This is a genomic window from Streptomyces sp. NPDC058195, assembly GCF_042883525.1.
Taxonomy (GTDB): Bacteria; Actinomycetota; Actinomycetes; order Streptomycetales; family Streptomycetaceae; genus Streptomyces.
On sequence record NZ_JBHVVM010000025.1, the window covers coordinates 24,962 to 51,270 of the forward strand.

23 protein-coding genes are annotated in these 26,309 nt (G+C 71.0%); 14 read left to right on the forward strand and 9 right to left on the reverse strand.

The window, feature by feature from the left end; translation table 11 throughout:
• Positions 1-6 precede the first annotated feature (6 nt).
• From ACFVWY_RS26610 to ACFVWY_RS26620, 3 genes are all read left to right on the forward strand, one after another.
• On the forward strand, positions 7-204 hold the full coding sequence (locus ACFVWY_RS26610) for a ferredoxin (protein WP_389876889.1): 198 nt from the start codon (positions 7-9) through the stop codon (positions 202-204).
• A 58-nt stretch (positions 205-262) separates the two neighbouring features.
• The gene (locus ACFVWY_RS26615) at positions 263-1,036 is read left to right on the forward strand and encodes a thioesterase II family protein (protein ID WP_389876890.1); all 774 of its coding nucleotides are present in this window, start codon (positions 263-265) and stop codon (positions 1,034-1,036) included.
• 63 nt (positions 1,037-1,099) lie between these two features.
• Positions 1,100-2,062: a beta-ketoacyl-ACP synthase 3 gene (locus ACFVWY_RS26620; RefSeq protein ID WP_389877021.1), complete on the forward strand. Its 963-nt coding sequence runs from the start codon at positions 1,100-1,102 to the stop codon at positions 2,060-2,062.
• On the opposite strand, the gene ACFVWY_RS26625 is transcribed toward ACFVWY_RS26620, so the two are convergent.
• On the reverse strand, positions 2,032-2,670 hold the full coding sequence (locus tag ACFVWY_RS26625) for a 4'-phosphopantetheinyl transferase (protein WP_389876891.1): 639 nt from the start codon (positions 2,668-2,670) through the stop codon (positions 2,032-2,034). The two genes, ACFVWY_RS26620 and ACFVWY_RS26625, sit on opposite strands and share 31 nt — an antisense overlap.
• A 248-nt stretch (positions 2,671-2,918) precedes the next feature.
• Between ACFVWY_RS26625 and ACFVWY_RS26630 the strand changes: the two genes are divergently transcribed.
• From ACFVWY_RS26630 to ACFVWY_RS26640, 3 genes are read left to right on the forward strand one after another with little or no spacing between them, the layout of a single operon-like run.
• The gene (locus ACFVWY_RS26630; protein WP_389876892.1) at positions 2,919-4,145 is read left to right on the forward strand and encodes a thiolase family protein; all 1,227 of its coding nucleotides are present in this window, start codon (positions 2,919-2,921) and stop codon (positions 4,143-4,145) included.
• Complete coding sequence (locus ACFVWY_RS26635; protein WP_389876893.1) at positions 4,145-5,701, forward strand: class I adenylate-forming enzyme family protein; 1,557 nt, start codon at positions 4,145-4,147, stop codon at positions 5,699-5,701. The genes ACFVWY_RS26630 and ACFVWY_RS26635 overlap by 1 nt, the downstream gene beginning before the upstream one ends.
• A gap of 27 nt (positions 5,702-5,728) precedes the next feature.
• The gene (locus ACFVWY_RS26640; protein ID WP_389876894.1) at positions 5,729-6,547 is read left to right on the forward strand and encodes an SDR family NAD(P)-dependent oxidoreductase; all 819 of its coding nucleotides are present in this window, start codon (positions 5,729-5,731) and stop codon (positions 6,545-6,547) included.
• A gap of 56 nt (positions 6,548-6,603) precedes the next feature.
• Here the strand turns inward: ACFVWY_RS26640 and ACFVWY_RS26645 are convergent, their stop codons facing one another.
• From ACFVWY_RS26645 to ACFVWY_RS26670, 6 genes are all read right to left on the reverse strand, one after another.
• On the reverse strand, positions 6,604-7,605 hold the full coding sequence (locus tag ACFVWY_RS26645; protein WP_389876896.1) for a ScbA/BarX family gamma-butyrolactone biosynthesis protein: 1,002 nt from the start codon (positions 7,603-7,605) through the stop codon (positions 6,604-6,606).
• Between the two features lie 258 nt (positions 7,606-7,863).
• Positions 7,864-8,478 (reverse strand): ScbR family autoregulator-binding transcription factor, encoded by a 615-nt coding sequence (locus ACFVWY_RS26650; protein WP_389876897.1) that lies wholly within the window; start codon positions 8,476-8,478, stop codon positions 7,864-7,866.
• Between the two features lie 363 nt (positions 8,479-8,841).
• The gene (locus ACFVWY_RS26655) at positions 8,842-9,927 is read right to left on the reverse strand and encodes a ParB/RepB/Spo0J family partition protein (RefSeq protein ID WP_389876899.1); all 1,086 of its coding nucleotides are present in this window, start codon (positions 9,925-9,927) and stop codon (positions 8,842-8,844) included.
• A 243-nt stretch (positions 9,928-10,170) separates the two neighbouring features.
• Positions 10,171-11,757 (reverse strand): BTAD domain-containing putative transcriptional regulator, encoded by a 1,587-nt coding sequence (locus tag ACFVWY_RS26660; protein WP_389876901.1) that lies wholly within the window; start codon positions 11,755-11,757, stop codon positions 10,171-10,173.
• 444 nt (positions 11,758-12,201) lie between these two features.
• Positions 12,202-12,804: a response regulator transcription factor gene (locus ACFVWY_RS26665; protein WP_389876902.1), complete on the reverse strand. Its 603-nt coding sequence runs from the start codon at positions 12,802-12,804 to the stop codon at positions 12,202-12,204.
• Between the two features lie 282 nt (positions 12,805-13,086).
• Positions 13,087-14,457, reverse strand: coding sequence for an MFS transporter (locus tag ACFVWY_RS26670; RefSeq protein ID WP_389876903.1), 1,371 nt, complete (start codon positions 14,455-14,457; stop codon positions 13,087-13,089).
• A gap of 207 nt (positions 14,458-14,664) precedes the next feature.
• Here ACFVWY_RS26670 and ACFVWY_RS26675 point away from each other — a divergent pair, with 207 nt between their 5' ends.
• The 8 genes from ACFVWY_RS26675 (at position 14,665) to ACFVWY_RS26710 (ending at position 24,301) form a co-directional block, all read left to right on the forward strand.
• Positions 14,665-15,381, forward strand: a complete 717-nt coding sequence (locus ACFVWY_RS26675) for a TetR/AcrR family transcriptional regulator (protein WP_389876904.1) — start codon at positions 14,665-14,667, stop codon at positions 15,379-15,381.
• Positions 15,382-15,620: 239 nt separating this feature from the next.
• Positions 15,621-17,201, forward strand: coding sequence for an acyl-CoA carboxylase subunit beta (locus tag ACFVWY_RS26680; protein ID WP_389876906.1), 1,581 nt, complete (start codon positions 15,621-15,623; stop codon positions 17,199-17,201).
• A 178-nt stretch (positions 17,202-17,379) separates the two neighbouring features.
• Complete coding sequence (locus ACFVWY_RS26685; protein WP_389876907.1) at positions 17,380-18,447, forward strand: ketoacyl-ACP synthase III family protein; 1,068 nt, start codon at positions 17,380-17,382, stop codon at positions 18,445-18,447.
• An 8-nt stretch (positions 18,448-18,455) separates the two neighbouring features.
• Positions 18,456-19,451: a 3-oxoacyl-ACP synthase III family protein gene (locus tag ACFVWY_RS26690; protein WP_389876909.1), complete on the forward strand. Its 996-nt coding sequence runs from the start codon at positions 18,456-18,458 to the stop codon at positions 19,449-19,451.
• A 28-nt stretch (positions 19,452-19,479) separates the two neighbouring features.
• The gene (locus ACFVWY_RS26695) at positions 19,480-20,514 is read left to right on the forward strand and encodes an aldo/keto reductase (RefSeq protein ID WP_389876910.1); all 1,035 of its coding nucleotides are present in this window, start codon (positions 19,480-19,482) and stop codon (positions 20,512-20,514) included.
• Positions 20,515-20,536: 22 nt separating this feature from the next.
• A complete protein-coding gene (locus ACFVWY_RS26700; RefSeq protein WP_389877022.1) occupies positions 20,537-21,466 on the forward strand; it encodes an alpha/beta hydrolase in 930 nt (309 codons plus the stop codon).
• A gap of 64 nt (positions 21,467-21,530) precedes the next feature.
• On the forward strand, positions 21,531-23,303 hold the full coding sequence (locus tag ACFVWY_RS26705; RefSeq protein WP_389876911.1) for a fatty acyl-AMP ligase: 1,773 nt from the start codon (positions 21,531-21,533) through the stop codon (positions 23,301-23,303).
• Positions 23,303-24,301 (forward strand): beta-ketoacyl-ACP synthase III, encoded by a 999-nt coding sequence (locus tag ACFVWY_RS26710; RefSeq protein WP_389876912.1) that lies wholly within the window; start codon positions 23,303-23,305, stop codon positions 24,299-24,301. The genes ACFVWY_RS26705 and ACFVWY_RS26710 overlap by 1 nt, the downstream gene beginning before the upstream one ends.
• Before the next feature lie 93 nt (positions 24,302-24,394).
• Here ACFVWY_RS26710 and ACFVWY_RS26715 read toward each other — a convergent pair whose 3' ends face one another.
• On the reverse strand, positions 24,395-25,438 hold the full coding sequence (locus ACFVWY_RS26715; protein WP_389876914.1) for a hypothetical protein: 1,044 nt from the start codon (positions 25,436-25,438) through the stop codon (positions 24,395-24,397).
• Positions 25,439-25,482: 44 nt separating this feature from the next.
• A complete protein-coding gene (locus tag ACFVWY_RS26720; protein ID WP_389876916.1) occupies positions 25,483-26,298 on the reverse strand; it encodes an aminoglycoside N(3)-acetyltransferase in 816 nt (271 codons plus the stop codon).
• Positions 26,299-26,309 lie beyond the last annotated feature (11 nt).

Genomic DNA, 26,309 nt, shown 5'->3' on the forward strand with positions numbered 1-26,309 from the left:
AGGACCTTGCAGATCCAGGCTGACACCCGGCGCTGCGTCGGCGCGGGCATGTGCGCGCTGACCGCGCCCGATCTCTTCGACCAGTCCCAGCACGACGGGACCGTCGTGCTGCTGCGGGCCGGTGTGCGCGGGCAGAAGGCGTCCGACGCCGCCCGGGAGGCGGTGCGCAGCTGCCCGTCGGGAGCCCTGAAACTGACCGACTGACCGGCCCGGCGGCGCCCGTGCCGCGGCGAACCGCAGTGAGACGAAGGAGCAGCACACCATGCGCAACCCATGGTTTGCCCAGGCAGAGCCGCAGGACGAGGCCGCAATCCGCCTCTTCTGTCTTCCCTACGCGGGCGGCGGCGCCTCGGCCTACCGGGCCTGGCCCGGCCTGGCCCCCGCCCATGTCCGGGTGCATCCGCTGGAGCTGCCGGGCCGCGGCACCCGCTGGGGCGAGACCCCGGTCGGCGGGATGCCGCTGATGACCGAGATGCTGGCCGACGCCCTGGCGGGGCATCTGGACCGGCCGTACGCGCTGTTCGGCCACAGTATGGGCGCGCTGATCGCGTTCGAACTGACCAGGGCCCTGCGCGCGCGGGGCCTGCCGCAGCCGGCGCATCTGTTCGTCTCCGGCTCGGATGCCCCCGATCTGCCGCGCGGGCGGCGGCCGATCCACGCGGCGCCTGACGCCGAGGTGCTGGAGGAGCTGCGTTTCCTCGGCGGCACGCCGTCCGAGCTGCTGGAGGACCCCGCGCTGATGAAGCTGGTGCTGCCCGCGCTGCGCGCCGACTTCTCGCTGCTGGAGACCTACCGGTACCACGCGCAGCCTCCGCTGGCCGTGCCGCTGACGGTGTTCGGCGGGGACGCCGACCCGTTGGTGGCGAGCGGGCAGCTGCACCGGTGGCTGCGTCAGACGAGTGCCGCCTCGCGGCTGGTGGTCCTTCCCGGTGAGCACTTCTTCCTGCACTCGGCGGTGGCCGACGTGCTGGCGGAGGTAGCCGGGGACCTGGCCTCGCTGGGCGCCCTCCCCCATGCGCAGCGGGGTGCGGTCTGACCGGCCGGCCCCGGCCCATCGCCTTTTGGAACGCGACCTTCTGGAGGAACCGTGACCGTCCCCCTGACCGGCAGCCGGATCGTCTCCCTCGCCCATCACCAGCCGACGCGTGTGCTCACCAATGACGATCTGGCGGTCATGGTCGACACCTCCGACGAGTGGATCAGGTCCCGGGTCGGCATCGCCACCCGGCACATCGCCGACGCGGACGAGAGTGTCGCCGACATGGCGGCCAGCGCCGCTGCCAAGGCCGTCGCGCGGGCCGGTGCGGATGCCGCCGACATCGATCTGGTGATCGTCGCGACCTGCACCGCGGTGGACCGGATGCCCAGCATCGCCGCCCGGGTTGCCCGTCACCTGGAGATCCCCGGCGCGGGCGTCTTCGACCTCAACGCCGCCTGTGCGGGCTTCAGTTACGCGCTCGCCAGCGCCGATCTGGCGGTGCGCGGCGGCAGCAGCCGGACCGCGCTGGTCGTCGGCGTGGACAAGATGAGCGACTTCCTCGACTGGCAGGACCGGTCCAGTTGCGTCATCTTCGGTGATGGGGCCGGAGCCGCGGTCGTCACCGCCGTCGACGCGGCGCGGCCCGGCGGCATCGGTCCGGTGGTGTGGGGTTCGCAGCCGCAGCGCGGCTCGGCCATCACTCTGGGGACCACGGGTCCGGCCGGACCGCCCGCGCTGTTCCGGCAGGACGGGCACGTCGTCTACCGCTGGGCGGTGACGTCGCTGGCCCCGGTGGCCCGTGAGGCCTGCGAGCGTGCCGGGATCGCCCCGTCCGAGCTGGCCGCCGTCGTCACGCACCAGGCCAATCTGCGGATCATCGAGGCCGTCACCAGACAGCTCGGCGCGGCCGGTGCACTGGTGGCGCGCGATGTCGTCGACTCCGGCAACACCTCGGCCGCCAGTGTGCCCCTGGCCCTGTCCAAGCTCGTGGAGCGCGGTGAGGTCCCCAGCGGTGCTCCCGTCCTCCTGCTCGGCTTCGGCGCGGGTCTGTCCTACGCCGCCCAGGTGGTGGGCTGTCCCTGACGGTCCGTCGTCCGTCCGCCCGGCACGGCCACGGCCGTCACCACGTGGCCGTGGTCGGCGGCCCAGCGGCCGTGCAGGCGTGCCAGTGCGGGCGGGGCGGGGACCAGGAGGCGGGCGGTGAAGGTGCCGTCGAGGGCGAAGGAGACCGTGGCCTCGTGGAAGTCCAGATAGCGGCGGGTGAGCGGATACCAGGCCTTGTAGACCGATTCCTTGGCGCTGAACAGCATGCGGTCCCAGGCGGCCGTAGCGGTGACGGGCAGCCGGGCCAGCGCGGCCCGTTCCTCGGGCCGCGCGATGTAGGCGAGTACCCCCTCGGTCAGCGGGGCGTTCTCCTCGGCGTCGATGCCGAGCGCGGTGATCCGGCGGGCGTGCGCCACCGCGGCGGCGCCGTAGCCGCGGCAGTGGGTCATGCTGCCGACGACCCCGGGCGGCCAGCTCGGGGCTCCCCGTTCGTCGGGGAGCAGGGGAACGGGCGGCTGTCCGAGAGCGGCCAGTGCCTCGCGGGCGCAGGCCCGGACGGTGATGAATTCGGCGCGCCGTTTGGGTACCGCGGTGGCGATCAGGGCCTCTTCCTCGGGTGACAGCGCGGTGTCGAAGCGCGGGGTCACGGAATGAACGCAATGGACGCCTGCGGGCAGAATGGAATCGATCAGGCCAGCCATTCGCCCAGGTTCGCAGCGGAAGACGGTGTGTATCAAGGAGTGGCCCGGTGGAGGTCATACAGGCGGCGGGCCGCGTGATTCGATTCGTGAAAAACGAATATTGACGCCCGTTCCGCGGCTGGGACATCGTCTGTTCGTGCCGCCTCCACGCACCGGCACCATCGAAACAGCCCCGAAGGAAGAGGAGTTGGTCCGTGGCGGAGCAGGTTTGGATCGCCGGGGTGGGGATGACCGAATTCGCCCGCCACACCGATCGCGGGGTGCCGGACCTGGCCGCCGAGGCGGTTCGGGAGGCCCTGGCCGATGCGGGGCTGGAGCGGCGGCACGTGGAGGCGGCTTTCTTCGGCAACACCACCCAGGGGGCGCTTCAGGGCCAGTACATGATCGGCGGTCAGATCGCGCTGCGCGGCATGGGATTCGAGCGGATTCCCGTGTTCAACGTCGAGAATGCCTGTGCCACCGGTGCCACGGCATTGCATCTGGCGGCCGATCAGGTGCGTGCCGGTTCCGTGGACATCGCGCTGGCGGTCGGTTCGGAGAAGATGAACATCGCGGACCGCGACCGGGCGATGGCGGTTTTCGAGGGCGCCTACGACGTGTCGGATCCGGCGGCGATGAAAGCGGCCCTGGCCGCGCTGGGCGGTGAGACGGACAACAGTCATGCGGGCCGGCGCAGTGTTTTCATGGACATCTACGCGGCCATGGCCCGCGCGCACATGAACCGGTTCGGGACCACGCAGCGGCAGATCGCCGCGGTCGCCGCCAAGAATCACCGGCATTCCGTGCACAACGAAAAGGCGCAGCACCGGAAGGAATTCAGCGTCGAGGAGATCCTCTCGGCGCGTGCGCTGTCGTTCCCGCTCACCGTGCCGATGTGCGCGCCGATCACCGACGGGGCGGCCGCCGTGGTGGTGTGCGGGGAGCGCGGGCTGCGGCGGCTGGCCGCGCGCGGACGCGCGGTGCGGGTCCTGGCGAGTGTGGTCGGCACGGGCGTCACCCACTCCCCCGATGCCTGGGACCAGCACATCAGCAGGCTTCTGGCGGAGCGTGCCTACGACCGGGCAGGCGTGGGCCCCGAGGACATCGACGTGGCCGAACTGCACGATGCCACGGCGTTCGGGGAGATCCAGCAGGCCGAGTGCCTCGGTCTGTGCGCGCCCGGTACCGGTGGCGAGGCCGCGGAGCGGGGCGAGACCTCGCTGGGCGGCCGGCTGCCGGTCAATCCGTCGGGCGGTCTGGAGTCGAAGGGGCATCCGCTCGGGGCGACCGGTCTGGCCCAGGTGTACGAGCTGGTCGGGCAGTTGCGGGGCGAGGCGGGAGCCCGCCAGGTGTCCGGTGCGCGGATCGCGATAGCGGAGAACGGCGGCGGGTTCCACAGCGGCGAGGAAGCGGTCGCCGCGATCACGGTACTGGGGGCGTAATGGCGATCACCGACTTCTTCGACCGGGGCTGGCGGCACAGCCCTGACTCGGTCGCGTACCGGTCCGGCGAACAGGCGTGGACGTTCGACGAGGCGGGCCGGCTCTCGTGCCGGATCGCGCATGCCCTGCTGCGGTCGGGGTTCGCGCGTGAGACGAAGGCCGGGGTGCTCTCCCCCAACGACGCCCGAGCGTGGATCGGCGTCCTGGGCATCTGGCGGGCCGGTCTGGCGTGGGTGCCGCTGAGCCCGGCCGCTCCCCCCGGTGATCTGCGGCGTGTGATCGACGCCTTCGACTGCGAAGTGCTGTTCTTCCACAGCTCCATGGCGCGGACCGTGGCCGAACTCGCGCCGTCGCTGCCGAAGGTCACCGTGTACGTGTGTGTCGACGGCCCGGCGGCCGGCGCGCCCTCGCTGTCCGAGTGGACCGCCGGGCTGCCCTCGGCCCGGCCCGGCGTGCGGTACGCGATGGACGATGTGGTGGCCATCTCCTCCACGGGCGGGACGACGGGGGCGCCGAAGGGTGTGATGAACACCCACCGGTCCCTGTCGACGTGCCTGGCCCATCTGATGATGTCGTTCCAGTACCGCTCGGACGAGCCGGTCGTGGACCTCGCCGCGCTGCCCATCAGCCACGCGTCCGGGGTGATCAGCCTGGCGGCCACGGCCCGCGGCGGCACGGTGGTCTTCCTGCCCCGGGCCGATCCGGAGGAGATCCTCGACGCGATCGAACAGCACGGCGTCACCGAGCTGTTCCTCGCGCCCACGGTCGTCTACCGGCTGATGGAGGTGCCCGGCCTGGAGCACCGGGACCTGTCCTCGCTGCGCTATCTGCTCTATGCCGCCGCTCCCATGTCCGCCGGGAAACTGCGGCGTGCCATCGGGCTGTTCGGCCCGGTCCTGATGGAGTGCTACGGCCAGGTCGAAGCGTTCGCCGGAGTCTGCTTCATGCGCCCCGAGGAGCACTTCGTCGGCGGTGAGCTGGCTCCCGACTCGCGGCTCTCCTCGTGCGGCCGCCCGTATCCGCTGGTCGGCGTCGAGATCCAGGACGGCGGCGGAATGCCGGTTCCCGCCGGGCGGTCCGGGGAGATCTGTGTGCGGGGGGACCTCGTCATGAAGGGCTACTACGCGGACCCGGACAAGACGGCCGAGACGATCGTCGACGGATGGCTGCACACCGGTGACATCGGGCACTTCGACGCGGACGGCTACCTTTTCATCACCGACCGCAAGAAGGACATGATCATCTCCGGTGGGCTGAACATCTATCCCAGCGAGATCGAGCAGGTGATCTGGAACCACCCGGGTGTGCAGGACTGTGCCGTCATCGGTGTTCCGCACGAGGACTGGGGGGAGGCGGTCACCGCGGTGGTCGAGCCCAACCCCGGTGCCCGGATCGACGCCGCCGAGCTGATCGCGCTGTGCAGGAGGGAACTGGGCAGCATCCGCGCGCCCAAGCGGGTGGAGTTCGTCACGGCGCTGCCGCGCAGCGCCAACGGCAAGGTCCTCAAGCGCACCGTCCGCGAGCGGTACTGGGCCGGACTGGCCCGTCAGGTCTGACCACCACGCGCAGAGAGGCAGGGCGGCATGAGCGTCGATTTCGGGCTCCGGGGCAAGGTGGCGGTCGTCACGGGCGGCGGCTCCCGCGCGCCCGGCATCGGCAACGGCCGGGCGGCGGCGGCGCTGCTCGCCGAGGCCGGGGCGCATGTGGTCGTGGTCGACTCCGCGCCGGAGAACATGACCGCGACCGAGGACCTCATCGCCGAGCGCGGCGGGTCCTGTCTCGCGGTGACCGCGGATGTGACCGATCCGGACGCCTGTGCCGATGTGGTGCGCCAGGCGTGGGACGCCTTCGGCCGGGTCGATGTCCTGGTCAACAACGTCGGTGTGGCCGGTCCGCCGGGGACCGTGGTCGATGTGGACCTCGATGCGTGGGACCGGTGTGTGCGTCTGAACGTCAGCTCGATGGTGCTGATGTCGCGTGCCGCCATCCCCCGTATGCGTCTCGGCGGGGGCGGCTCGATCATCAACATGTCCTCGGCGGTCGGTCTGACCGGCGGCCACCCGGGGGTGGCCTACCCCACGACCAAGGCCGCGGTCATCGGCCTGACCAGGACGATGGCCGCGCACCACGGTCCCGAGGCGATCCGGGTGAACGCGATCGCCCCCGGCTACGTCTACACCCCGATGGTCCACTCCCAGGGCGTGGACGACGATGCCCGCGAACAGCGCAGGCTCGCGGCACCGCTCGCCGTGGAGGGCACCGGCTGGGACGTCGGTGACGCCGTCCTGTTCCTCGCCGGACCCCGTTCGCGCTGGATCACCGGTGTCGTGCTGCCCGTCGACGCGGGCCTCACCGCGACGCTCGGCGCCGGCAGCGCGCCGTCGGTGACCTCCAGGACCTGAAGGGCCCCGGCCGGCTGCCGCGGCGGGGTGGTGCGGGGACGGCGCGTCGGCGGAAGTCACCCCTGATGTGTGCCGACCAGCTGGCCGGCGCGTTCGCCTCGTCTGCGGCAGTCGCCGTCGAGCCGGGTGGTGAAGACGTCGTTCCCGTCCTGACGGCCGGTGATGAGCACACCGTGCAGACCCGGTTCCTCGGACGGCACGGAGACCGCCTGGATCCAGCAGGGCGAGCCGAACTCGGCGTACTGGATGAATTCCGTGGCGACCCGGACCGGCAGGAACTCCTCGGCTCCGAGCAGCCCGCAGGCCGCCTGGCGTGCCGCCTCGATCAGCACCATGCCGGGGACGTGGTCGCCTCCGTGCTCGAACAGGATGGGATGGCTCTGGTCCGGGTTGAGCAGCCACAGGCCCGCGTCGTCGGTCGCCGACAGCACGACGTCGGCGGAACTGGACCGGCCCACCTGGCGGGCCTCCGCGGGCCGGGGCCGCCGCCCGGGAGCCTTCTCGCCGGTGCGCTCCGCCCCGCGCAGGCGGCGGTAGACGGTCGGGGTGATGCAGGTGAAGTGGCCACTGCCGCGGGCCGCGGGCCGTCCCTCACGCTCGATGGTGATGTTCATGGCGAACTGGGCGAGGCGGCTGCCTCTCCAGGCCACATCGGTGCAGACGGCCTCCAGGGTCAGCTCGCTGGGGCCCTGCCCTATGCCCAGGTTGTCCCGGTACACGGAGTACTCCATGTCCCGCAGCAGGAACTGGTGCCCCAGCGGAACCCCGAACTCCGAGTGCGCCAGATAAAGACCGACCTGCCGGATCGTTTCCGCGGCCTGCATCGGATCGTGCCGTGTGCCGTCCTCGTTGGTGAAGAACGTATGGGCGCGCGGCCACTGCCCCGTGAGGGCGAACCGGGCGTCGGCGAGCCGACGGCATCCGGTGAGGAAGACCTCGGCGTGCGAGGCGCGGTGCACGTACTCCCGCGGCACCGTGGTGGTGAGCGGCGGCAGTTCCTGGGGGGCTCGCCACATGGGAGCACCGGCGGGCTCTTGCTGACGAACGAGCAGGGTCATGGGTTCCCCTTCTTCCCGGCAGTTCAAGAGTGGTGGGTCGACCGAAAGGGTGCCACAAAAAATACGGGTGCACCGGTTTAGTTCAGGTCACCCAGAACAAAACTTCACCCGTCCCCGCAACCACACGAACCAGTCAACGCCTCATGAGCCAGGGAAGATGGCCAGAGCTCCATGTCAGCACCAGTGTGTTCGGCTGGCTTGAACGGCACATTAAATCCCGGCACCCGCAACGGCCGGTGACGGGTGCCGGATCACGCCTCAGGATCCCGCGGCGGCCAGGCTCCGCCCGCCCGCGGCGATGCCCGGCAGCATCAGGGACCAGAAGCGGGTCAGCACGCGGTGCGAGACCCACGTCCGGTCCCGCCTGCCGAGGGTCTGGAACCCGACCGTGTACACGAACACCGCGCTCGCCACGTGGTCGGCGGAGACCCCCTGGCGCAGCTCCCCCGCCAGGTCCGCGCTCTCCAGCGTCCCCCTGACCCACTGGTACCAGAGGTGGCGCACCTCGCCGATGCCCCTGGGGCACCCGGGGTCGCCCTCCAGGTCGAAGCCGGCCCGGAGCACCACGTCCTGCTCCAGCTGACGGCTCAGTTCGTGGCCCGCGTCGATCAGGATCTGCAGCGAGCCGCCCGGGGGTGTCTGCTTCTCGCACCGCTCCACGATCCCGCGCAGGTTCTGCGCCGCGGCACCCATGACCGCGGAGGCGAGCGCCGACTTGGTCGGGAAGTGGAAGTGCAGCGCCCCGCTGGTCACACCGGCGCGCCGACTGATGGCCAGGAGCGAGGCGGGGCCGTAGCCCTCGTGGCTGAAACCGTCGGCCGCGGCCTCGATCAACGCGTTCCGGGTCCGCACGGCGCGTTCCTGTTTGACCATCTAGGGCACTCCGTAGCTCCGTACCAGTTTGCCGATGCATCTAGTTTACAAACCGCGCTCGCGGTTTTCTATTGCAGTGGGCCGGGGAAGGAGGCGAAGCAGGCGGGACCACGGCCCCCGGTGCCGGTATCGCGACCGGCGGGCGGCCCTGTGCACCCGGGTGCGGGGCCCCGCACCCGGAAAACAGACCGTCAGGTCCGTACGGCCGGGGAAAGTGACGCGCAGGTGGCCCGGCCGCAGCAAAAAGACGAGTCCGCCGGTGAAATGCCGATTCACCGGCGGACTCGCCGAGGGGATTCACGAATGTACGGTGGGGCCGATCTCCGGTGCAACGTCCCGGCTGGAGGGCCGGTCGGGCCTGACTCACATGGCACGCCCCCTGCGGGCCCCACCGCCGTGCTCCAGCCCTTCCGCGAAGGTGAGCCACCGCTCCCCGCAGCGTCTCGCGGCGCGGGCGATGTCGGCGTTCCGGTGCTCCGGCACCGCGCCCATCAGCCACCTCCATCTCTCCTCGTCGAGCGCGTTGGTCGAAAGGAGCTGTAACAGCGCCCGGCCCGCTTCGGAAAAACGCAGCGAAGGGTCTTTGCGCAGATTCACGAAGCGTTCGGTGTCCGAGACCGGGGCTGGTTCCAGACGGGGGCGCGCACCGCGCTCCACGCCGTCCGCCACCGCCTTCAGGCGGTCCTGGGGCCCGGACGGCGCATCGTCCTGCCGGGCCGCCTCCCGCAGTTTGGGCGGCACCGGGTCCTTGCCGTCGCGGATGCGCAGCCGCACGTCCCGGGCGGTCGCCAGGGCGATGCCCGCCTCCTGGGCGATCTCCCGCAGTGAGGCGTTCGGGCGCTCCGCGATGATCTGGCCCGCGCGGCGGCGGCCCGCGGCACTGTTCACCGGCCGGGAGCGGCCGTCTCGCCCGGTCCGCGCGTTCAACTGACCGGGCTGGCCGGTTGAACGGCCGCGCAGCGCGGAGATCGTGGTCGGCGCGAGACCTGTCACTTCGGCGATGCGCCGGTCCGACCAGTGCGCATGGCTGCCGATGATGCGCTCGGCCGCGGCGGCCCGGTCGCGGCGCGACAGCGGCATGCCGTGCTCCGCGTTGAGCCGGACGGCCAGGACGAAGGCGTCCTCGGCCGTCCCGTCCACGTAGCGGACCTCGATCGAGTCCTCGCCGCGCAGCAGGGCCGCCTGCACGCGGTGCAGGCCGTCGACGAGCCGCATGGTCGGCCGGTGGACCACGACCGGCGGCAGCGGGTTCTCCGTTCCGGCCAGCAGCTCGACGTGCTCCGCGTCCTCCCCCGCCACCCGCGGCGAGTCGGACGTGACCAGGGAAGCGATGGGAACCCGCTCCGTGGCCGGCAGGTGCGGGGCGCCAGGCGCTGGTGATGCGGGCTGGACCGCCGTCAACACATCGAGCATGAGCGCCTCCTGAGGCATCTCCAGTTCTGGGTTCACGGCTTGACGATACCCATAAATAAACCGACCACCCTGTTTTGACTAGCCGGGCTCAAGCGAGGCTGGAGCGGGATTCGTCCAGAGCGGCCCGCCTGGGCACACCGGCGCGCGGAGGGAGGCATTCCGGGTACGGGAAGGCAGCCGGGTCACGGCACTTGGGAGGCGGGAGAGGCGCGGTCACGCCGGAGCGGGGCAGACGCAGTCACGTCACAGCGGGGCGGGGAGGGCGTCCGCCGCCCTCCCCTACTCCGACGTGACCGGAACGAGCGGGCCGCTCACGGCCGTGTACTGCTCGACCACGGCGCTCAGCGGCGTTCCGGGGTTGGCCGCCAGCCACTGGGCGACGATGCGCAGCGGCAGCGGGAGCCCGCCGCACAGCGCCACCAGGCGCTCGGCGACCGGATCGCGCCCGTCGGGCCGTCCCCCGCCGAGCAGGGCCAGCAGACGTGCCCCCTCCCTGACGGTCAGCGGGCCGATCGTGACCAGGTTCGCGCCGTCGCGGGCCGCGAGCCCGCCGAGCCGCTGCCGGCTCGTGGCGAGGACACCGGACGGGCCCCGGGGGATCAGCGGCCGCACCTGCTCGGCGCTCTGCGCGTCGTCCAGCACCACGAGCATCCGCTGGCCGTGCAGCAGGCTGCGGTAGAGGGCCGTCCGGGCGGCCGGGTCCGAGGGCAGCCGGGCGCCGTCGACCCCCAGGCCGCCCAGCAGCTGCTCCAGGGCGTCCGCGGCGCTCACCGACACCCGCTCCGGTCCGGCGCCGTGCAGGTCGACGTACAACTGGCCGTCGGGGAAGCGGTCGACGAGGCGGTGTGCCAGCTGCAGCGCGAGCGCCGTCTTGCCGACGCCGGGCGCGCCGTCGATGACCACGACCGGTGTGGCCGGGCCGCCGCGGATGCTCTCGCCCCGCATCGCCTCTTCCAGCAGGGAGAGTTCTTCGGTCCTTCCCACGAACCCGCTCGTGAGTGACGGGAGCTGGACCGGCTGGGGTGTGCGGAGCACCGGGCCGCCGCGGTGGGTGAGCAGCGGGGAGCCGGTGTCCGCGGCGGGCCCGAGCAGTTCCGGGTGCCCGGCCAGGATCTTCTCGTGGAGCGCGCGCAGGTCGGGGCCGGGCTCTATGCCGAGCTCGCGGACCAGCACGTCCCGGATCTCCTCGTACATCCACAGCGCGTGGGCCCGGCGCCCGCTGCGGTAGAGCGCGAGGATCAGCAGCCAGCGCAGCTTCTCGCGCAGCGGCTCCTCGGACACTGTTCCGGGCAGTTCGGTGACCAGTTCGGTGTGCCGTCCGGCCGCCAGCATGTGGGCGGCCCGTTCCTCGACCGCCGTGAGCCTGAGGTCCCGCAGCCGGTCGCGCTCCCTCGCGGCGAAGGGGCCGGGAACCCCGGACAGCGCCTCGCCGTGCCAGTACGACAGGGCCTGCTCGTACAGCCGCAGGGTGATGTCCGTGTCGCCCGCGCCGCGGGCTCTGCGCGCTTCGGCCAGGATCCGGGTGAAGAGCAGGGCGTCCACGTCCGCGGGGTCGATCCGCAGGCAGTAGCCGCCGGATTCGGAGGTGAGCACCGCACCGGCCGCCCGCCCGGCACGGCCGGGATCCAGCACCCGGCGCAGCCCGGCCACATAGGTGTGCACACCGTTGACGGCCGTCTGCGGGACGTCGCTGCCCCACACCGCGTCCACGATGCTCTCGACACCCATGATGTCGCCTGCCCGGCTCGCCAGCAGGCCCAGCAGGGCGCGCTGTTTGGGCGGGCCCAGCGCCACCTCCGCGCCGTCACGCCAGGCGCGTACGGGCCCGAGCAGCTGGACGCGCAGGGCCGCTCCCGTGGCCGCCATGGGTCACCGCCCGGCGCCCGGGGGCGAGCCCCCGGGTGTCTCGCCGGTACGGGGTGTCTTGTCCTCTCCGGGGGTTGCCGAGGTAGCCATGTCGAACCCAATCCTGAACGTGTGAGCCGGTGAACCGGATCGGTTCACCGGGGCGGTGCGCATCCGGCACGGGGAGCGCCGAAACGCGGCATGCGTTTTCCCGGGGTTCGTGAACCCTTGCGCGGACACCGGTCGGCCACCGGGTGTCCCAGCGGAGGCAGCACCCATTAGAAACACACATCAGAATTCTTCACCAGCCGGTTCGGTCCGGGGCGGGACGGGCGTTCAACTGCTGATGGACGGGCAGTTGAACTGCTCTTCCCGCCGGAGCGGCCGGTGCGAATCAGGGAGGAGTTGTCAGCGGGCCCGGCACTGGGTTTCCTTCTCTGGTGCGGGGGCCGGGCCGCACCGCATTCAGATCCAGCGCGAGTCCCGCGCGATGCGCAATGCGTCTATCCGGTTGCGCGCGCCCAGCTTTGCCACCATGGAGGAGAGGTAGTTACGTACCGTGCCCTGCGAGAGGTGCATCCGGGCCGCTATCTCGGGGACCGTGTCACCCCGGGCGACGTGTTCGAGCACGGAGAACTCGCGTGCGCTGAGCGGGCAGTCGCTGTTGCTGAGCGCCGCCACCGTCAGCTCCGCGTCGAAGACCCGCTCACCTTGGTGCACACGGTGGATGGCCTCGACGAACTGGCGTGGTGACACGCTGCGTTCCACGATTCCGGCGATGCCGGCGGCGAAGGCCTGACGGACGGCGGACCGGGTCACCGCGGTGGCGAGCAGCATGCTCCGGCAGCCCAGGTTCGCGATTTTCTCGGCGACGGTGATCGCGTCGCCGTCCTCGCCCTCGAAGCTGATGACCGCCACATCGGGTCGTCGCGTCTCGGCGAACTGCAGCGCGGCGAAGTTGCTTTCCACGGGTCCGACGACTCGAACGTCCTCGTGCCGCTCCAGTAATGCCGCCAGCGCGAAGCGGGACAGATGCAGCTCATCCGACACCAGGACATCGATTCCCATGGAGGCCCCCTAAGTAGTTAATCGAACAGCTCGTCATTGTGGGCAGCGCGACTGGGTGAACTCTGGATGCCGTCTATAGAGGAGCCTGGATTCCTTCTCGATGAGGGCTCGTGGCCGGCATGACACGGCGTCTTTCCTGCCGCTGCCGACGCACGAGCCCGTTCCGTCCGTATGCGGTGGCACATGAACGCGGCCCCTGACGGCCGGTTCTGGAAGGACCGGTCGTCAGGGGCCGCGCTCATGGGACTGTGCGGACTGGACAGCGCATCGCGGACCGTCACGTCACGGTGTCTGCGCTCCTTCGGCGGCGGGGGCCGGCCGGGGCAGGACGAAGACCGCGATGAGGACCGCGCAGACGAGGATTCCGGCGCCGGCCAGCATGCCGAGCGCGTATCCGTCGGTGAGGCTGCCCGGCGTGACCGCGTCGCCGGTGCGGTCGTTGGCGACGGTGCTGAGGGCGGCGAGGCCCAGCGAGGCACCGATCTGGCGGGTGCTGTTGAGTACGCCGGACGCGGCGCCCGCCTCGTGGGGCGCGACTCCCCCGGTGGCGATGGAGACGGCCGGTGCGAGGCACAGGCCGATGCCGACGCTGGCGACGATGGACGGGCCGAGGACGTCGACCAGGAACGAGCCGTCGGCGCGGATCAGTCCGAACCAGGCGAATCCGATCGCGGCCAGGGTGCCTCCGGTGATCAGGATGTTCCGGGGGGCGAACTTGTAGCCGAGCTTGACGGCGAGGGTGGAGCCGACGACGACCCCCAGCGCGAACGGCAGGAACTGGGCTCCGGTGCGGGCCGGGTCGCCGCCGAGCACCCGCTGGAGGTAGAGGGAGACGAAGTACAGGACCGAGGCCATGGCGCCGCCGAACAGCAGCGTGTAGAGGTTGGCGCCCGCGACCGAGCGGTTGGCGAGCAGTCCGAGGCGGATCAGCGGGTCGCGTGTGGTGGTCCGCTCGACCTGGACGAACCCGGCCAGCAGGGCGACCGCGACGGCCAGGGTGATCAGTGTGGTCGGCGAGGTCCACGGGTGCTGGTCGGTGCGGACGACACCGAACACGAGCAGGGCCGCGCCGGCCGTGGCCAGCACGGCGCCGAGCACGTCCGGGCTGCCGCGGCGTGCGGACGGGGTGTCCTTGGCGATGCCGCGCCAGGACAGGGCCAGGGCGACGGCGGCCATCGGCAGGTTGATGTACATGACCCACTGCCAGCCCGCGTACTGGGTGAGCAGTCCGCCGGCCAGGACGCCGACGGCACCGCCGGAGGCGTTCACCGCGCTCCAGATGCCGAAGGCCTTCACGCGCTCCTTGCCGCCGCGGAAGGTCGAGGCGAGCAGAGCCAGCGCGGCCGGTGCGAGCGCGGCGGCGCCGATGCCCTGCGCGGCGCGGGAGGCGATCAGCTGGCCGGGGCTGTGCGCGAGGCCGCCGACCAGGGAGGCGATACCGAATAAGCCGAGCCCGAAGAGCATCACGCGCTTGTGCCCGTACCGGTCGGCGATCTTGCCGCCCAGCAGGAGCAGGCCGCCGAAGGTGAGGGCGTAGGCGTGGATCACCCAGGTCAGGCCCACCTCGCTGAAGCCGAGGCTGCTGCCGATCTCCGGGAGTCCGACGTTCACCACCGACAGGTCCAGCGACACCATGAACTGCACGACGGACACCGCGGCGAGGGTGGTCCCAGGCCGTGCGCCCCTTACGACGGTTGTCTTCTCTCTCGCTGTCTGCGTCGTTGCCACCGCACCCAGCCCCCTCTGCTTCCAGCCGTGTCATTAGAGTTTCCGAACTTGTTCCGAAATTAGCAGCGCAGCCGCCCGGGTGTCGACCTCGCAGGTCGTACACCGGGTGTCAGGGCGGGGCATGATGGGGCGATGCCTCGATCGAACACACCGCGCCGGCCCGTCGGCCGCCCTCCCGTGACCTCCCGTACGCAGATCCTGACCGCGGCCCGCAGGCTCATCGACGAGTACGGCTGGGAGAAGCTCACGATCCGTCGGCTCGCGTCCGAGATCGGTGTCGGGGCCACGACGCTGTACTCGCATGTGCGGGACAAGGACGACCTGCTGTTCCTGCTGATCCACGAGTACGCGGAGCAGATCCCGCACCCCGAACTGCCAGACGAGCCGCGGGAGCGGGTCATCACGGCCGCCGTCGCGATCCACGACGGCCTGGCGGCGTGGCCCTGGGCCGCGGAGGTGCTCACCACCGACGGGTTCATCGCCCGGCTCGGCGACTCGGTGCTGTCACTGGTCGAGACGATCCTGGCCGGGGTCGTCGACGCCGGGTGCACTCCGGACCAGTCCGTCCGGGTCTTCCGCAGCATCTGGTACTACACCGTCGGCGAGATCCTCGTGCGCACGCACTCACGCCACCGCGAGATGGACGAGCAGGACCCCGCCCGCCTCAACGCCTACTTCGGCAACACCGACGGCCCGGCCCGGCTCCCGCACCTGGCCGCCATCGCCGACCAGTGGGGTGCGCTGGCCGGACAGGACACCTTCGCGCAGGGGCTCCGCGCGTTCGTCGACGGCCTGCTCGCACAGGCCATGGCGGAGACCCGGGGAGCGCCGGTCCCGGAACCGGGCTGACCGTTCAACTGTCCTCCGTGGGCAGTTGAACACGCGGACGCGGCCGTCGCGAGCCTATCGGGCCATCGCCTCGAATTCCGCCCGCTCATATCCTGAATGCATCACGCACAGTGCCTTGTGATTTCCTCACGTACTCGTATAGGTAATTCATTTTCGCAAGCCCGCTTCCGGCCTTGAGATATATCATCCGAATCCCCGTCAGGACCGGGGACGACTGATGATCCGGCAGAGGGGGAAGAATGGGCACTGTACGGGATGCGATCGACGACCTGCATAAACGCCATGAAGCCATTGGTGCACGCTCGGTCCGTATGACCGAGAAGCAGCATTCCAAGGGCCGGCTGACCGCTCAGGAGCGCATAGATCTCCTTCTCGATCCGGGCTCCTTCGTCGAGATCGACGCATTCGCCCGCCCGGAGCCGGACGCAGCCGCGGGCGGTGAGTACGGCGACGGCGTGATCACCGGGTACGGGCAGGTCGACGGCCGCACCGTCTTCGTGTTCAGCCAGGACGCGAGCTACCGGGGAGGCTCGCTCGGCAAGGTGCACGGCCGCCGGATCCTCAAGGTCATGGAACTGGCCATGAAGGCGGGGCGGCCGGTCATCGGCATCAACGACGGGGGCGGCGCCCGCATCCAGGAGGGTGTGGAGTCCCAGGCGATGTACGGGGAGATCTTCCAGCGCAACGTGCAGGCGTCGGGCCAGATCCCGCAGATCTCGCTGATCATGGGGTACTGCGCGGGCGGCGCCTCCTACTCCCCCGCGCTGACCGACTTCGTGGTCATGGTCGACAAGACCTCGCACATGTTCATCACGGGCCCGGACGTGGTGAAGACGGTCACCGGCGAGGACGTCGGCTTCGAGGACCTGGGCGGCGGCCGGACGCACAGCACGAAGTCGGGGAACGTGCACTACCTGGGCGCCGACGAGGAGGACGCCATCTCCTACGTCCGGGTGCTGCTGTCGCACCTGCCCGACAACAACGCCTCCGAGGCTCCGGTCTTCGACGCCATGGACTGGATGGGCAGGCCGCTGGTCGACCGCGCCCCGCTGGACCTGGAGAAGAAGCTGAACGCGCTGATCCCGGACTCGCCGACCGAGCCGTACGACATGCACGCGGCGATCGAGGGCGTGGTCGACGACGGCGAGTTCCTGGAGGTCCAGGAGCTGTTCGCGCGGAACATCATCGTGGGCTTCGCCCGCGTCGAGGGCCGCAGCGTCGGCATCGTCGCCAACCAGCCGCTGCACTTCGCCGGCTGCCTGGACATCGACGCGGCCGAGAAGGCGGCGCGCTTCGTGCGGACCTGCAACGCGTTCAACGTCCCGGTCCTGACCTTCGTGGACGTGCCCGGCTTCCTGCCCGGCACCGCCCAGGAATGGAGCGGCATCATCCGGCGCGGCGCGAAGCTGATCTACGCCTACGCGGAGGCCACGGTCCCCATGGTCACCGTGATCACACGCAAGGCGTACGGCGCCGGATACGACGTGCTGGGCTCCAAGCACCTCGGCGCCGACGTCAACCTGGCCTGGCCCAGCGCGGAGATCGCGATCATGGGGGCGCAGGGCGCGACGAACATCGTGCACCGCCGCCGGCTGGCACAGGTGCAGGCCGAGGGCGGCGACGTCGAGGCGGTGCGGGCAGAGCTGGAACGGGAGTACCGGGAGCGCTACTGCACGCCGTACCCGGCGGCCGAGCTCGGCTACATCGACGCGGTCATCGCCCCTTCGTCGACCCGCACGCACATCGCGGGCGCGCTGCGCGCACTGCGCAACAAATCGGTCCCGGCCTCACCGGCGCACCGGGGCAACATCCCGCTGTGATCCGAAAGCGGTCACTCACCGGATGACAAAGAGTCCGGCCGCCGCGGCAGGGATGTGCACTATTAAGAAAAAGGCATGAGGATTTAATGAGCGGACCATCGGGTCGGCGCTGGTAGCGTGAATTTCATTCCGGTGGAGGAATTTTATCCGCGGGTATCGAACTCGGAGGAAGTGAAGAATGAACGCTCCTGTCTACATCACGTCGGCAGCCGCCTGGATTCCGCCCGCCGAATCGGCCAGGGAAGCGGTGGCCGACGGCAAGTACGGTGCTGAGGATTTCGAAGACAACAAAATGGTCTGTCTGCCGGTCGTCGCCGACGAGACCTCGGTCCCCGACATGGCGGCTTTCGCGGCGCGGCGCGCGCTCGACCGCGCCGCGCACATGGTGGGCGGCCAGCTCGACCTGCTCGTGCACGCGTCGGTCTACCACCAGGGCCGCGACTACTGCTGGACCTCCGGTCCGTACATCCAGCGGGAGCTGGGCGTCACCGGGGCCTTCGCGGTGAACGTGCAGCAGCTGTCGAACGGCGGCATGGTCGCGCTGGACCTGGCGGTGTCCCAGCTCCAGGCCGGCCGCGGGACGAGCGCCATGGTCACCACGTCGGACCGGTTCTGCCTGCCCGGCATGGACCGGTGGCGGGGCGCGTACGGCATCGTCGTCGGTGACGGCGCCACGGCCATGGTCCTGTCCACCGCAGGCGGCTTCGCCCGCATCCACGCCATCGAGTCGCACACCGACGCCTCGCTGGAGCCGCTGCACCGCGGCAACCACCCGTTCACCACCGCCCCGCAGCCCAAGGTCGACGACCTGCGCGAGCCCAAGAAGTCGTACCTGGCCAAGGTCGGCAAGGAGTCGGTGCTGCAGCGCTGCGAGGTGGCGCTGCAGGACATCGTCCGCTCGGTGCTCGAGAAGACCGGGCACAAGCTGGACGACTTCGCCAAGATCCTGATGCCCAACATGGGCCACGGCCTGATGGACGTTCAGTTCCTCCAGCCCCTGGGCATCACGGCCGACCGCTCGCTGATGGACTGGGGCCGCTACACCGGGCACCTGGGCGCGGGCGACCTGCTCGCGGGCGTGGCGCGGCTCGTGGAGAAGAAGCATGTCCGTGAAGGCGACCTGGTGCTCCTGGTCAGCGCCGGCGGCGGCTACTCGCTGACCGCGGCGGTGCTGGAGATCGAGTCGGTTCCGGAGTGGCCCGAGGCCACCACGGACTTCGTCCTGCCCGCCGACGTCACGGAATGAGTCCGCCCATGCCTGTGCCTTCAGCACCTGTCGCGATACTCGGCACCGGGTCGTACGTCCCGGACCGTGTGGTGTCCAATACCGAGGTCGGAACGCCCGCCGGGGTCGACGACGCCTGGATCGTACGGAAGACCGCCATCCGGGAGCGCCGCTGGGCCGGACCGGGCCAGGCCACCTCCGATCTCGCCACCTGTGCCGCGCGCCGGGCACTGCAGGATGCGGGGATCACCGCGGACCAGCTGTCCACCATCGTCGTCGCGACCTCGACCCCGGACCACAAGCAGCCGGCGACGGCGGTCTTCGTGCACCAGAACCTGGGCGGGGCCGCGCGGGGCGTCTCGGCGTTCGACGTGAACGCGGTCTGCGCGGGCTTCTCGTTCGCCCTCGACGTGGCCCACGGGATCATCGCCAGGTCCGGTGGCTACGGGCTGGTCATCGGTGCCGACCTGTACTCGCAGATCCTCGATCCGGCCGACAGGAAGACCGTGATCCTGTTCGGCGACGGCGCCGGTGCCGCGGTCATCGGCCCGGCCGGCACCGGCCGCACGATCCGCACGACGGCGTTCCACATGTACAGCGACATGTCCGATCTCGTCGTCGTTCCGGCGGGCGGCAGCCGGCAGCCGCATGACCCGGCCGCACACGACGCGGGTCTGCAGTACTTCTCGATGGAGGGGCGCACCGTCCGGGACTTCATCATCAACACGGTGCCCGGTCTCGTGAAGGAGTTCCTGCACGAGTGCGAGGTGCTGCCGGACGGCATCGCCCATGTCGTCCCGCACCAGGCCAACGGGGTCATGCTCGACGACCTGTGGTCGAGGCTCGACCTGCCGCGCGCGACGCTGCACCGCACGGTCAGCGAGTTCGGCAACGTCGGTTCCGCGTCGGTCCCGCTGACCCTCGACCAGGCGGCCCGTTCCGGGGCGCTGCGCCGGGGGGACCGGGTTCTGCTGCTCGGCATGGGCGGCGGGTTCTCCGTCTCCCTGACGCTCATCGACTGGTGACCGCACAAGCCCTGGAGAGGAGAGGGTCATGGAGTACCGACGGCTGGGAGCGTCCGGCCTGCATGTTCCGGTCCTGAGCCTTGGCGCGGCCACGTTCGGTGGCCGCGGCAGCCTGTTCAGCGCCTGGGGCAACACCGGCGAACAGCAGGCGCGGAGCATGGTCGACATCTGTCTGGACGCGGGTGTGACGATGTTCGACACCGCGGATGTGTATTCGGAAGGCAAGTCGGAGGAGTTGCTCGGCTCCGCGATCGCGGGGCGCCGGGACCGGGTGCTGCTGTCCACCAAGACGGGCACACCCACCGGATCCGATCCCGGCGAGATGGGCTCGGGGCGGTCCCGGCTGATCAAGGCGGTCGAGGGTTCCCTGCGCCGGCTGCGTGTCGACCACATCGACCTGTTCCAGCTGCACGTCTTCGACGCCGGAACCCCGGTCGAGGAGACGCTCGCGGCCCTGGACGACCTGGTGCGCTCCGGGAAGATCCGTTACGTGGGGGCCTCGAACTTCGCCGGCTGGCAGCTGATGAAGTCGCTGGCCGCCGCCGACCGGCACGGCTTCGCCAAGTACGTGGCGCACCAGGTCTACTACTCGCTCGCCGGGCGTGACTACGAGTGGGAGCTCATGCCGCTCGCCCACGACCAGGGCATCGGCGCGGTGGTGTGGAGCCCTCTGGGCTGGGGACGGCTGACCGGGAAGGTCCGCCGCGGCCAGCCGCTGCCCGAGGCGAGCCGTCTGCACCGTACGGCGGCGGCCGCGCCGCCCATCGACGACGAGCGGCTCTACGACCTGGTCGACGTGCTCGACGACATCGCGGCCGAGACGGGCCGGACGGTTCCCCAAGTGGCGCTCAACTGGCTGTTGACCCGGCCGACAGTGGCGACAGTCATCATCGGTGCGCGCAACGAGGGGCAGCTGCGGGACAACCTGGGCGCGATCGGCTGGCAGCTGGAGACCGAGCAGTTGTCCCGGCTTGACAAGGCCAGTTCGGTCACCGCGCCGTACCCGTACCACATGTACAGCCGGCTGCGCGGATTCAAACCGCTGAATCCTCCGCTGGTGTGACTCAAGGAGAGCCCTCTTGGCCATGGACCGTTTCGTCCGCGCCCTGATCACGTGGCAGGCGGGCGGCCGACCCCCACCGGCGCGCACGCTCCCCGTGGCGCAGTTGCGCGAGCGCTACGCCGCGCAGGTGGCCCATGTGCGCGGCGAGGCCGCGCGGGACACGGAGATCGGCACGGAGGACCGGCTGATCGGCAGCGGCGACGGGGAGTTCGGCGTCCGGACGTATCTGCCGCCCACCGACCGGGGGCGTCTTGTGACGTACCTGCACGGGGGCGGCTGGACGGTCGGGGACGTCGACACCCACGATCCGGTCTGCCGCCGGATCGCCTCCGTGCTGGGCGCGGTCGTCGTCTCGGTCGACTACCGCCGTGCGCCGGAGCATCCTCATCCCGGTCCGCTGCGGGACGGCATCGCCGCGTCCGAGTGGGCCGACCGCGCCTTCCCCGGGCGCCGCCATGTCATCGCCGGGGACAGTGCGGGCGGGGCCCTGGCCCTGGGGATCTCGATGCACCACCGCGATGCCGGCGGCGTCGGTTTCGCCGCGCAGCTGCTGGTGTACCCGCCAGCCGATCCGTATCTGCGGTCGGAGTCCGTCCGTGAGTACGGCTCGGGATATCTCTCGGAGGCCGACGATCTGCGCTGGTACTACGACCAGTACGTGCCGGACCCGGCGCACCGTGCCGATCCGGCGATCGACCTGCTGAACGCCGATCACCGCGGGCTGCCGCCCACGGTGATCGGCACGGCCGAGTTCGATCCGCTGCACGACGAAGGTGTCGAACTGGCGGTGCGTATGGCCGACGGCGGTGTCGCGGTGCACCATGTGCCCGCTCCGGGCCTGGTGCACGGATATCTCCTCATGGCCGGTGTCGTTCCGGCCGCCGCGGTGGCGACGAGGAATGTCCTGGCGGCAGTGGAGCAGACGCTTGCCGCGGCGCCCATGGCGCGCTGAGGGCTGCGGCCCCGGCGGCCTCTCCCCCGCTCGAATTCCCCGCATGCATGAGGAGATCCGACCCGTGACCATCACAGGACCGTATTCGACCGTGGACGTGCACACCCTGGCGGACGCCCTGCGGCTGCGCAGCGAGAGGCAGCCCGACCAGACCGCCTATGTCTTTCTGCGCAACGGCGAGGAGCCCGGCGAGACGCTCACCTACGGCCGTCTCCACAGCGATGCCCGCATGCGGGCGGCGGCGTTCGCGGCCAGGGGGCTGCCGGGGAGCAGTGCCGTGCTGCTGTACCCCTCCGGTCTGGAGTTCGTCCGGACCCTGCTGGGGTGCATGTACGCGCGGGTGGCCGGTGCGCCGGTCCAGGTGCCACGGCGCCGCGAGGAGGTCGAGCGGCTCCGCAGGATCGCCGACGACGCCGGGACCTCGACCGTGCTGACCACCGCGGAGGTGGCGTGTGAGCTACGCGAACGCTTCGGGGGGATGCCGGAGCTGGAGGGTCTGACGCTGCTCGCCACCGACACCCTGCGCTACGACCCGGACGCCGTCGGGCCGACCCTGCCGGGTTCCGAGGACATCGCGCTGCTCCAGTACACGTCCGGGTCCACCGGCGACCCCAAGGGTGTCATGGTCAGCCATGCCAACTTCGTGGCGAACGTGGCCGAGACCGACGAGCTGTGGCCGTGCGGGCAGGACGGCGCCGTGGTCAACTGGCTGCCGCTCTTCCATGACATGGGCATGCTTTTCGGGGTGGTCATGCCGCTGTGGGCGGGCATCCCCTCGTACCTGATGGCCCCGGAGGCGTTCATCCGCCGCCCTGCCCGCTGGCTGGAGGCGCTCGCCCGGTTCGGTGGCACGCATGCCGCCGCGCCCAGCTTCGCCTACGAGCTGTGCGTACGGGCCGCCGCGGAGGGCAGGACCGGTGCCGTCGGTGATCTCTCCCGCTGGCGGGTGGCCGCCAACGGGGCCGAGCCGGTGCGCTGGGCCACCGTCCGCTCGTTCGCCGACGCCTTCGCGCCGCACGGTTTCGACCCGCGGGCCATGTGCCCGGGTTACGGTCTGGCGGAGAACACCCTGAAGGCGACCGGCACCCGCCAGGACCGGGAGCCCTCCGTGCTGTGGCTGTCCGCCGAGGCGCTGCGCAACGGCACCGCGCAGCCCGTCGGTGACCGTGCCGCCGACGCCGTCCCCCTGGTGGGCAGCGGCGGTACGGTCGGCCGTACCCGGGTACGGATCGTGGATCCGCTCACGCGCCGGCTCCTGGTGGACGGGCAGGTCGGCGAGATCTGGGTCGACGGCCCCTGTGTGGCGGGCGGTTACCACGGCCGCCGCGAGGCGAGCGAGGGGACGTTCCGGGCCCGGATCGCGGACCCGGAACTGTCCGGCACACCGCATCTGCGCACCGGGGACCTCGGTTTCCTGCGTGAGGGCGAGCTGTTCGTCACCGGGCGCGTGAAGGACGTCATCATCCGCAAGGGGCGCAATCACTACCCGCAGGACATCGAGCTCTCCGCGGAGCAGGCCGTGCCGGGCGCGCACCCGAACTGTGCGGCTGCCTTCTCCAGCGAGGACGGTGAGCGCGAGCGGCTCGTGGTGGTCGTCGAGGCCGACGGCCGGCTGCTCAACTCCCTGGGGGCCGGGGAGATATGCCGTCGGGTGCACGACGCCGTACGGGAGCGGAACCGGATCACCCCGGACGAGGTGCTCGTCGTGCGGCGCGGGTCCGTGCCGAAGACATCCAGCGGAAAGGTGCAGCGCCAGGCGTGCAGGCGGCGCTACGAAGACGGTGCCCTGCCCGTCGTGGGCGTACCCGCCGCGACGTCCGCCGGGGCGGAGGCGTGATGGGCGGGCTGCGGCTGCCCGAGCGCCCGCCCGGGGCGCGCATCCTCGCGACCGGCGTGTACCGGCCCGCCCGCGTGGTGGGCAACGACGAGATCTGTGCCCGTATCGACTCCAGTGACGAGTGGATCCGCCGACGTTCCGGCATTGCCTCCCGGCGGTTCGCGGGGCCGGACGAAACGGTTGTCACGATGGCGGCGGAGGCGGCCCGCAAGGCCGTGGCACAGGCGGGCATCCAGCCGGCCGATGTCGGCATGGTGCTGGTTGCGACCATGTCCTTCCTGCAGCAGGCACCGGCCGCAGCGCCGCGTGTCGCCGCTCTGCTGGGGGCGCGTGGCGCGGGCAGCCTGGACATCAGCGCCGCCTGTTCCGGTTTCTCCTACGCCCTGGGGCTGGCCGACGCTCTGGTCCGCTCCGGCGACGCCCGCAATGTCGTGGTGGTCGGCTCCGAGAAGATGAGTGACATCGTCGATCCGACGGACCGCGGTGCCGCGTTCCTCTTCGGCGACGGCGCGGGGGCCGTGGTGGTCGGCCCGTCCCGGACCCCGGGGATCGGTCCGGCCGTCTGGGGGTCGGACGGCGAGCAGCACCACATGATCGCCCACGACCACAGCTGGCTGGACGTCCGGGACGGCCAGGCTCCCTGGCCGTATCTGCGGATGGCCGGGCCCGAGGTGTTCCGCTGGGCGACCCGGACCGTGCCGGAGATCTCCCGGCAGGCCCTGGCGGAGGCGGGCGTGGAGGCCGGCGACCTCGCCGCGTTCGTCCCCCACCAGGCCAACGCCCGCATCATCGACGCGGCCGCCAGGTCCCTGGACCTGGCGCCGCACACGGTCGTCGCCAAGGATGTCGTCACGGCCGGGAACACCTCGGCCGCCTCGATCCCGCTGGCCCTGGACCACCTGCTGTCCTCCGGGGCGGTGGCCCGCGGCGGCCTGGCCCTGCTCGTCGGGTTCGGCGCGGGGCTGACCCACGCCGCTCAGGTGGTGGTGCTGCCCTGACGAAGGGCCGCACGGGCGACGGCGCCACCCCGGGAAGCGGGGTGGCGCCGTCGTCCTGGTGCGTACGTGGCCGGGCGCGGGCCGCGCCCGGACTCACACCGCCACGGACCGGGCGTACCGCGGGAGCGGCGAGGCCCCGTCCGGCCTGATCACCCGGAGCGTCGACCGGGTCAGGTACTTCGCGTGGTACGGCGCGATGTCGGTGTCCTCGTCGTGGGTGAGCACTTCCATGCGCAGGGCGACGGGCGGGGCGGGGTGCCCGTCCGGGCCTTCGGCGAGCTGGCCGGGTCCGGCACCGGACAGCTCCGGCGGCGGGCCCTCGTAGCCGATGAAGAGGCTGGGGTCGGAGAGTGTGGACAGGCGCAGTGCGCGTTCCGCGTCGTTGGCCGTGTAGTGGCCGGTCAGATCCGGCCGCAGGAACCCCATCGGGACCGGGAAGAACCCGAACCGGCTCTTGAAGACGAAGAGTCCGGGCTGGACGAGGTGGCCGTAGGTGCTGGGGTCGCTGCCCAGGGAGACCCATCGGATCCCGTTCTCGCGCGCTTCGCCGAAAGCGGTGAGATAGAGCGTGCGGGCGAGGTTGCCGTCGCGTTCGCCGGAGCTCAGGGCGGTGAAGCGGATACGGACGATGGATGCCTCGGCGTCGGTCTCGCAGAGGCAGGCGCCGACCACGTCACCGCCGCGGTCGAGGGCCTCCACCAGGTAGTAGCGGTCCAGCTCCGCCACCAGGCTGTCCCGGATCCTGCGGGCGAACGGGATTCCGTTGCGCAGGGTGGCCACGTGGGCCTCGTACATGCCGAGGAATCTGTCCAGGTCCGCCACCGTCAGCGGCGAACGCAGCACCGGCGCGATCCCCCTGTCGAGAAGGATGCCGGCGCTGTTGCGGGCGCTGCGGCGGGAGCGGCGGGACATCCGCTGGAAGAACTCGTCCTCGCTCGCGTACGCGGGGGCGATCCAGGTCATCCACCGGGGCTTGACGACGAAGCCCGCCGCTTCCAGGGAGGCGGCTGCCGTGACATCGGGGTCCGTGACGCGCACCACGTCGGCGTCCGGCCGCTCCTCGTGCCAGTCGCGCTCCAGCGCTTCCTCGGCCCCCACCTGCAGGATCCGCAGCCCGTGCTCGTTCTCGATGTTCACGATCGCCGTCACTCCCTTGCGTATTCATCGCATGACTGCCGCGATCAGATCGCGGACGGTGCCGGCGTGGGACGCGGTGACTGCGCGAGCAGCTCGGCGAGGCGGCGGTGCGCGAAGTCCACGAACGCAACGCTCGGCATCAGCCTGCACGGGGCCTCTCCGATGGTGCGTGTCCGCAGGCCGGTGTCCTGGTGCAGGTCCTCGTACTCGGCTCCGACGGTGGGGAAGAACATGCCGTTGTCGTCACCGACGTCCCCGGTCTCCACCCAGACCCGCTCTCCGCCCAGGAGATACGGAAAGCGGCGGCGCTTGCGGCGGTGGGCGGCGGCCATCCCCTCGGCGTGGTGGAGGAACGAGTTCCTGTTGTGTCCCACTCCGAGCAGCAGGATGCTGGCGCCGAGTTCCCGGAGCGTGCCGAACGGGGACCGCTCCCCCACCGCGTAGCCGAGGCTCTGCTGCGCCGTGATCCGCCGCGCGTGTGGTCCCACGGCCGCGACGGACACCTGCGGGTGGCTGCTGCGCAGACAGCCCGGGACGGCCAGGACGGCGTTGGGAATCGCGCCCATTTCGGTCGGCATGCCGGGGTGGAACGCGGGTACCTGGTCGCGGCCCCGGCTCACCAGTTCGTCACCGGGGCCCGCCACCTCGGGGAAGGGGTCGCGCACCGACGGGGTGAACGCCGGTACCGCGACGGTGCCTTCCGGGCCCAGCGCCGCTCTCAGTGCGGCCACCACGGCCGGTGCGCCGCCCTCCACCTGTCCGAACGAGGACAACGACGCGTGGACGATGACTGTCATGCCGTCCCGCAGGCCCAGCTCCTGGAATTCCTTCACGAGCTGGGTTCTGTCCAGTGCCTGCATTCCTCTTCGAC

Bases quoted from the DNA above. Each gene is read 5' to 3' on its own strand.
- ACFVWY_RS26650 (WP_389876897.1), bottom strand. From the start codon at position 8,478: ATGGTCAAACAGGAACGCGCCGTGCGGACCCGGAACGCGTTGATCGAG.
- ACFVWY_RS26635 (WP_389876893.1), top strand. From the start codon at position 4,145: ATGGCGATCACCGACTTCTTCGACCGGGGCTGGCGGCACAGCCCTGAC.
- ACFVWY_RS26615 (WP_389876890.1), top strand. From the start codon at position 263: ATGCGCAACCCATGGTTTGCCCAGGCAGAGCCGCAGGACGAGGCCGCA.
- ACFVWY_RS26700 (WP_389877022.1), top strand. From the start codon at position 20,537: ATGGACCGTTTCGTCCGCGCCCTGATCACGTGGCAGGCGGGCGGCCGA.
- ACFVWY_RS26685 (WP_389876907.1), top strand. From the start codon at position 17,380: ATGAACGCTCCTGTCTACATCACGTCGGCAGCCGCCTGGATTCCGCCC.
- ACFVWY_RS26720 (WP_389876916.1), bottom strand. From the start codon at position 26,298: ATGCAGGCACTGGACAGAACCCAGCTCGTGAAGGAATTCCAGGAGCTG.
- ACFVWY_RS26695 (WP_389876910.1), top strand. From the start codon at position 19,480: ATGGAGTACCGACGGCTGGGAGCGTCCGGCCTGCATGTTCCGGTCCTG.
- ACFVWY_RS26640 (WP_389876894.1), top strand. From the start codon at position 5,729: ATGAGCGTCGATTTCGGGCTCCGGGGCAAGGTGGCGGTCGTCACGGGC.
- ACFVWY_RS26675 (WP_389876904.1), top strand. From the start codon at position 14,665: ATGCCTCGATCGAACACACCGCGCCGGCCCGTCGGCCGCCCTCCCGTG.
- ACFVWY_RS26690 (WP_389876909.1), top strand. From the start codon at position 18,456: ATGCCTGTGCCTTCAGCACCTGTCGCGATACTCGGCACCGGGTCGTAC.
- ACFVWY_RS26660 (WP_389876901.1), bottom strand. From the start codon at position 11,757: ATGGCGGCCACGGGAGCGGCCCTGCGCGTCCAGCTGCTCGGGCCCGTA.
- ACFVWY_RS26645 (WP_389876896.1), bottom strand. From the start codon at position 7,605: ATGACCCTGCTCGTTCGTCAGCAAGAGCCCGCCGGTGCTCCCATGTGG.
- ACFVWY_RS26680 (WP_389876906.1), top strand. From the start codon at position 15,621: ATGGGCACTGTACGGGATGCGATCGACGACCTGCATAAACGCCATGAA.
- ACFVWY_RS26665 (WP_389876902.1), bottom strand. From the start codon at position 12,804: ATGGGAATCGATGTCCTGGTGTCGGATGAGCTGCATCTGTCCCGCTTC.
- ACFVWY_RS26710 (WP_389876912.1), top strand. From the start codon at position 23,303: ATGGGCGGGCTGCGGCTGCCCGAGCGCCCGCCCGGGGCGCGCATCCTC.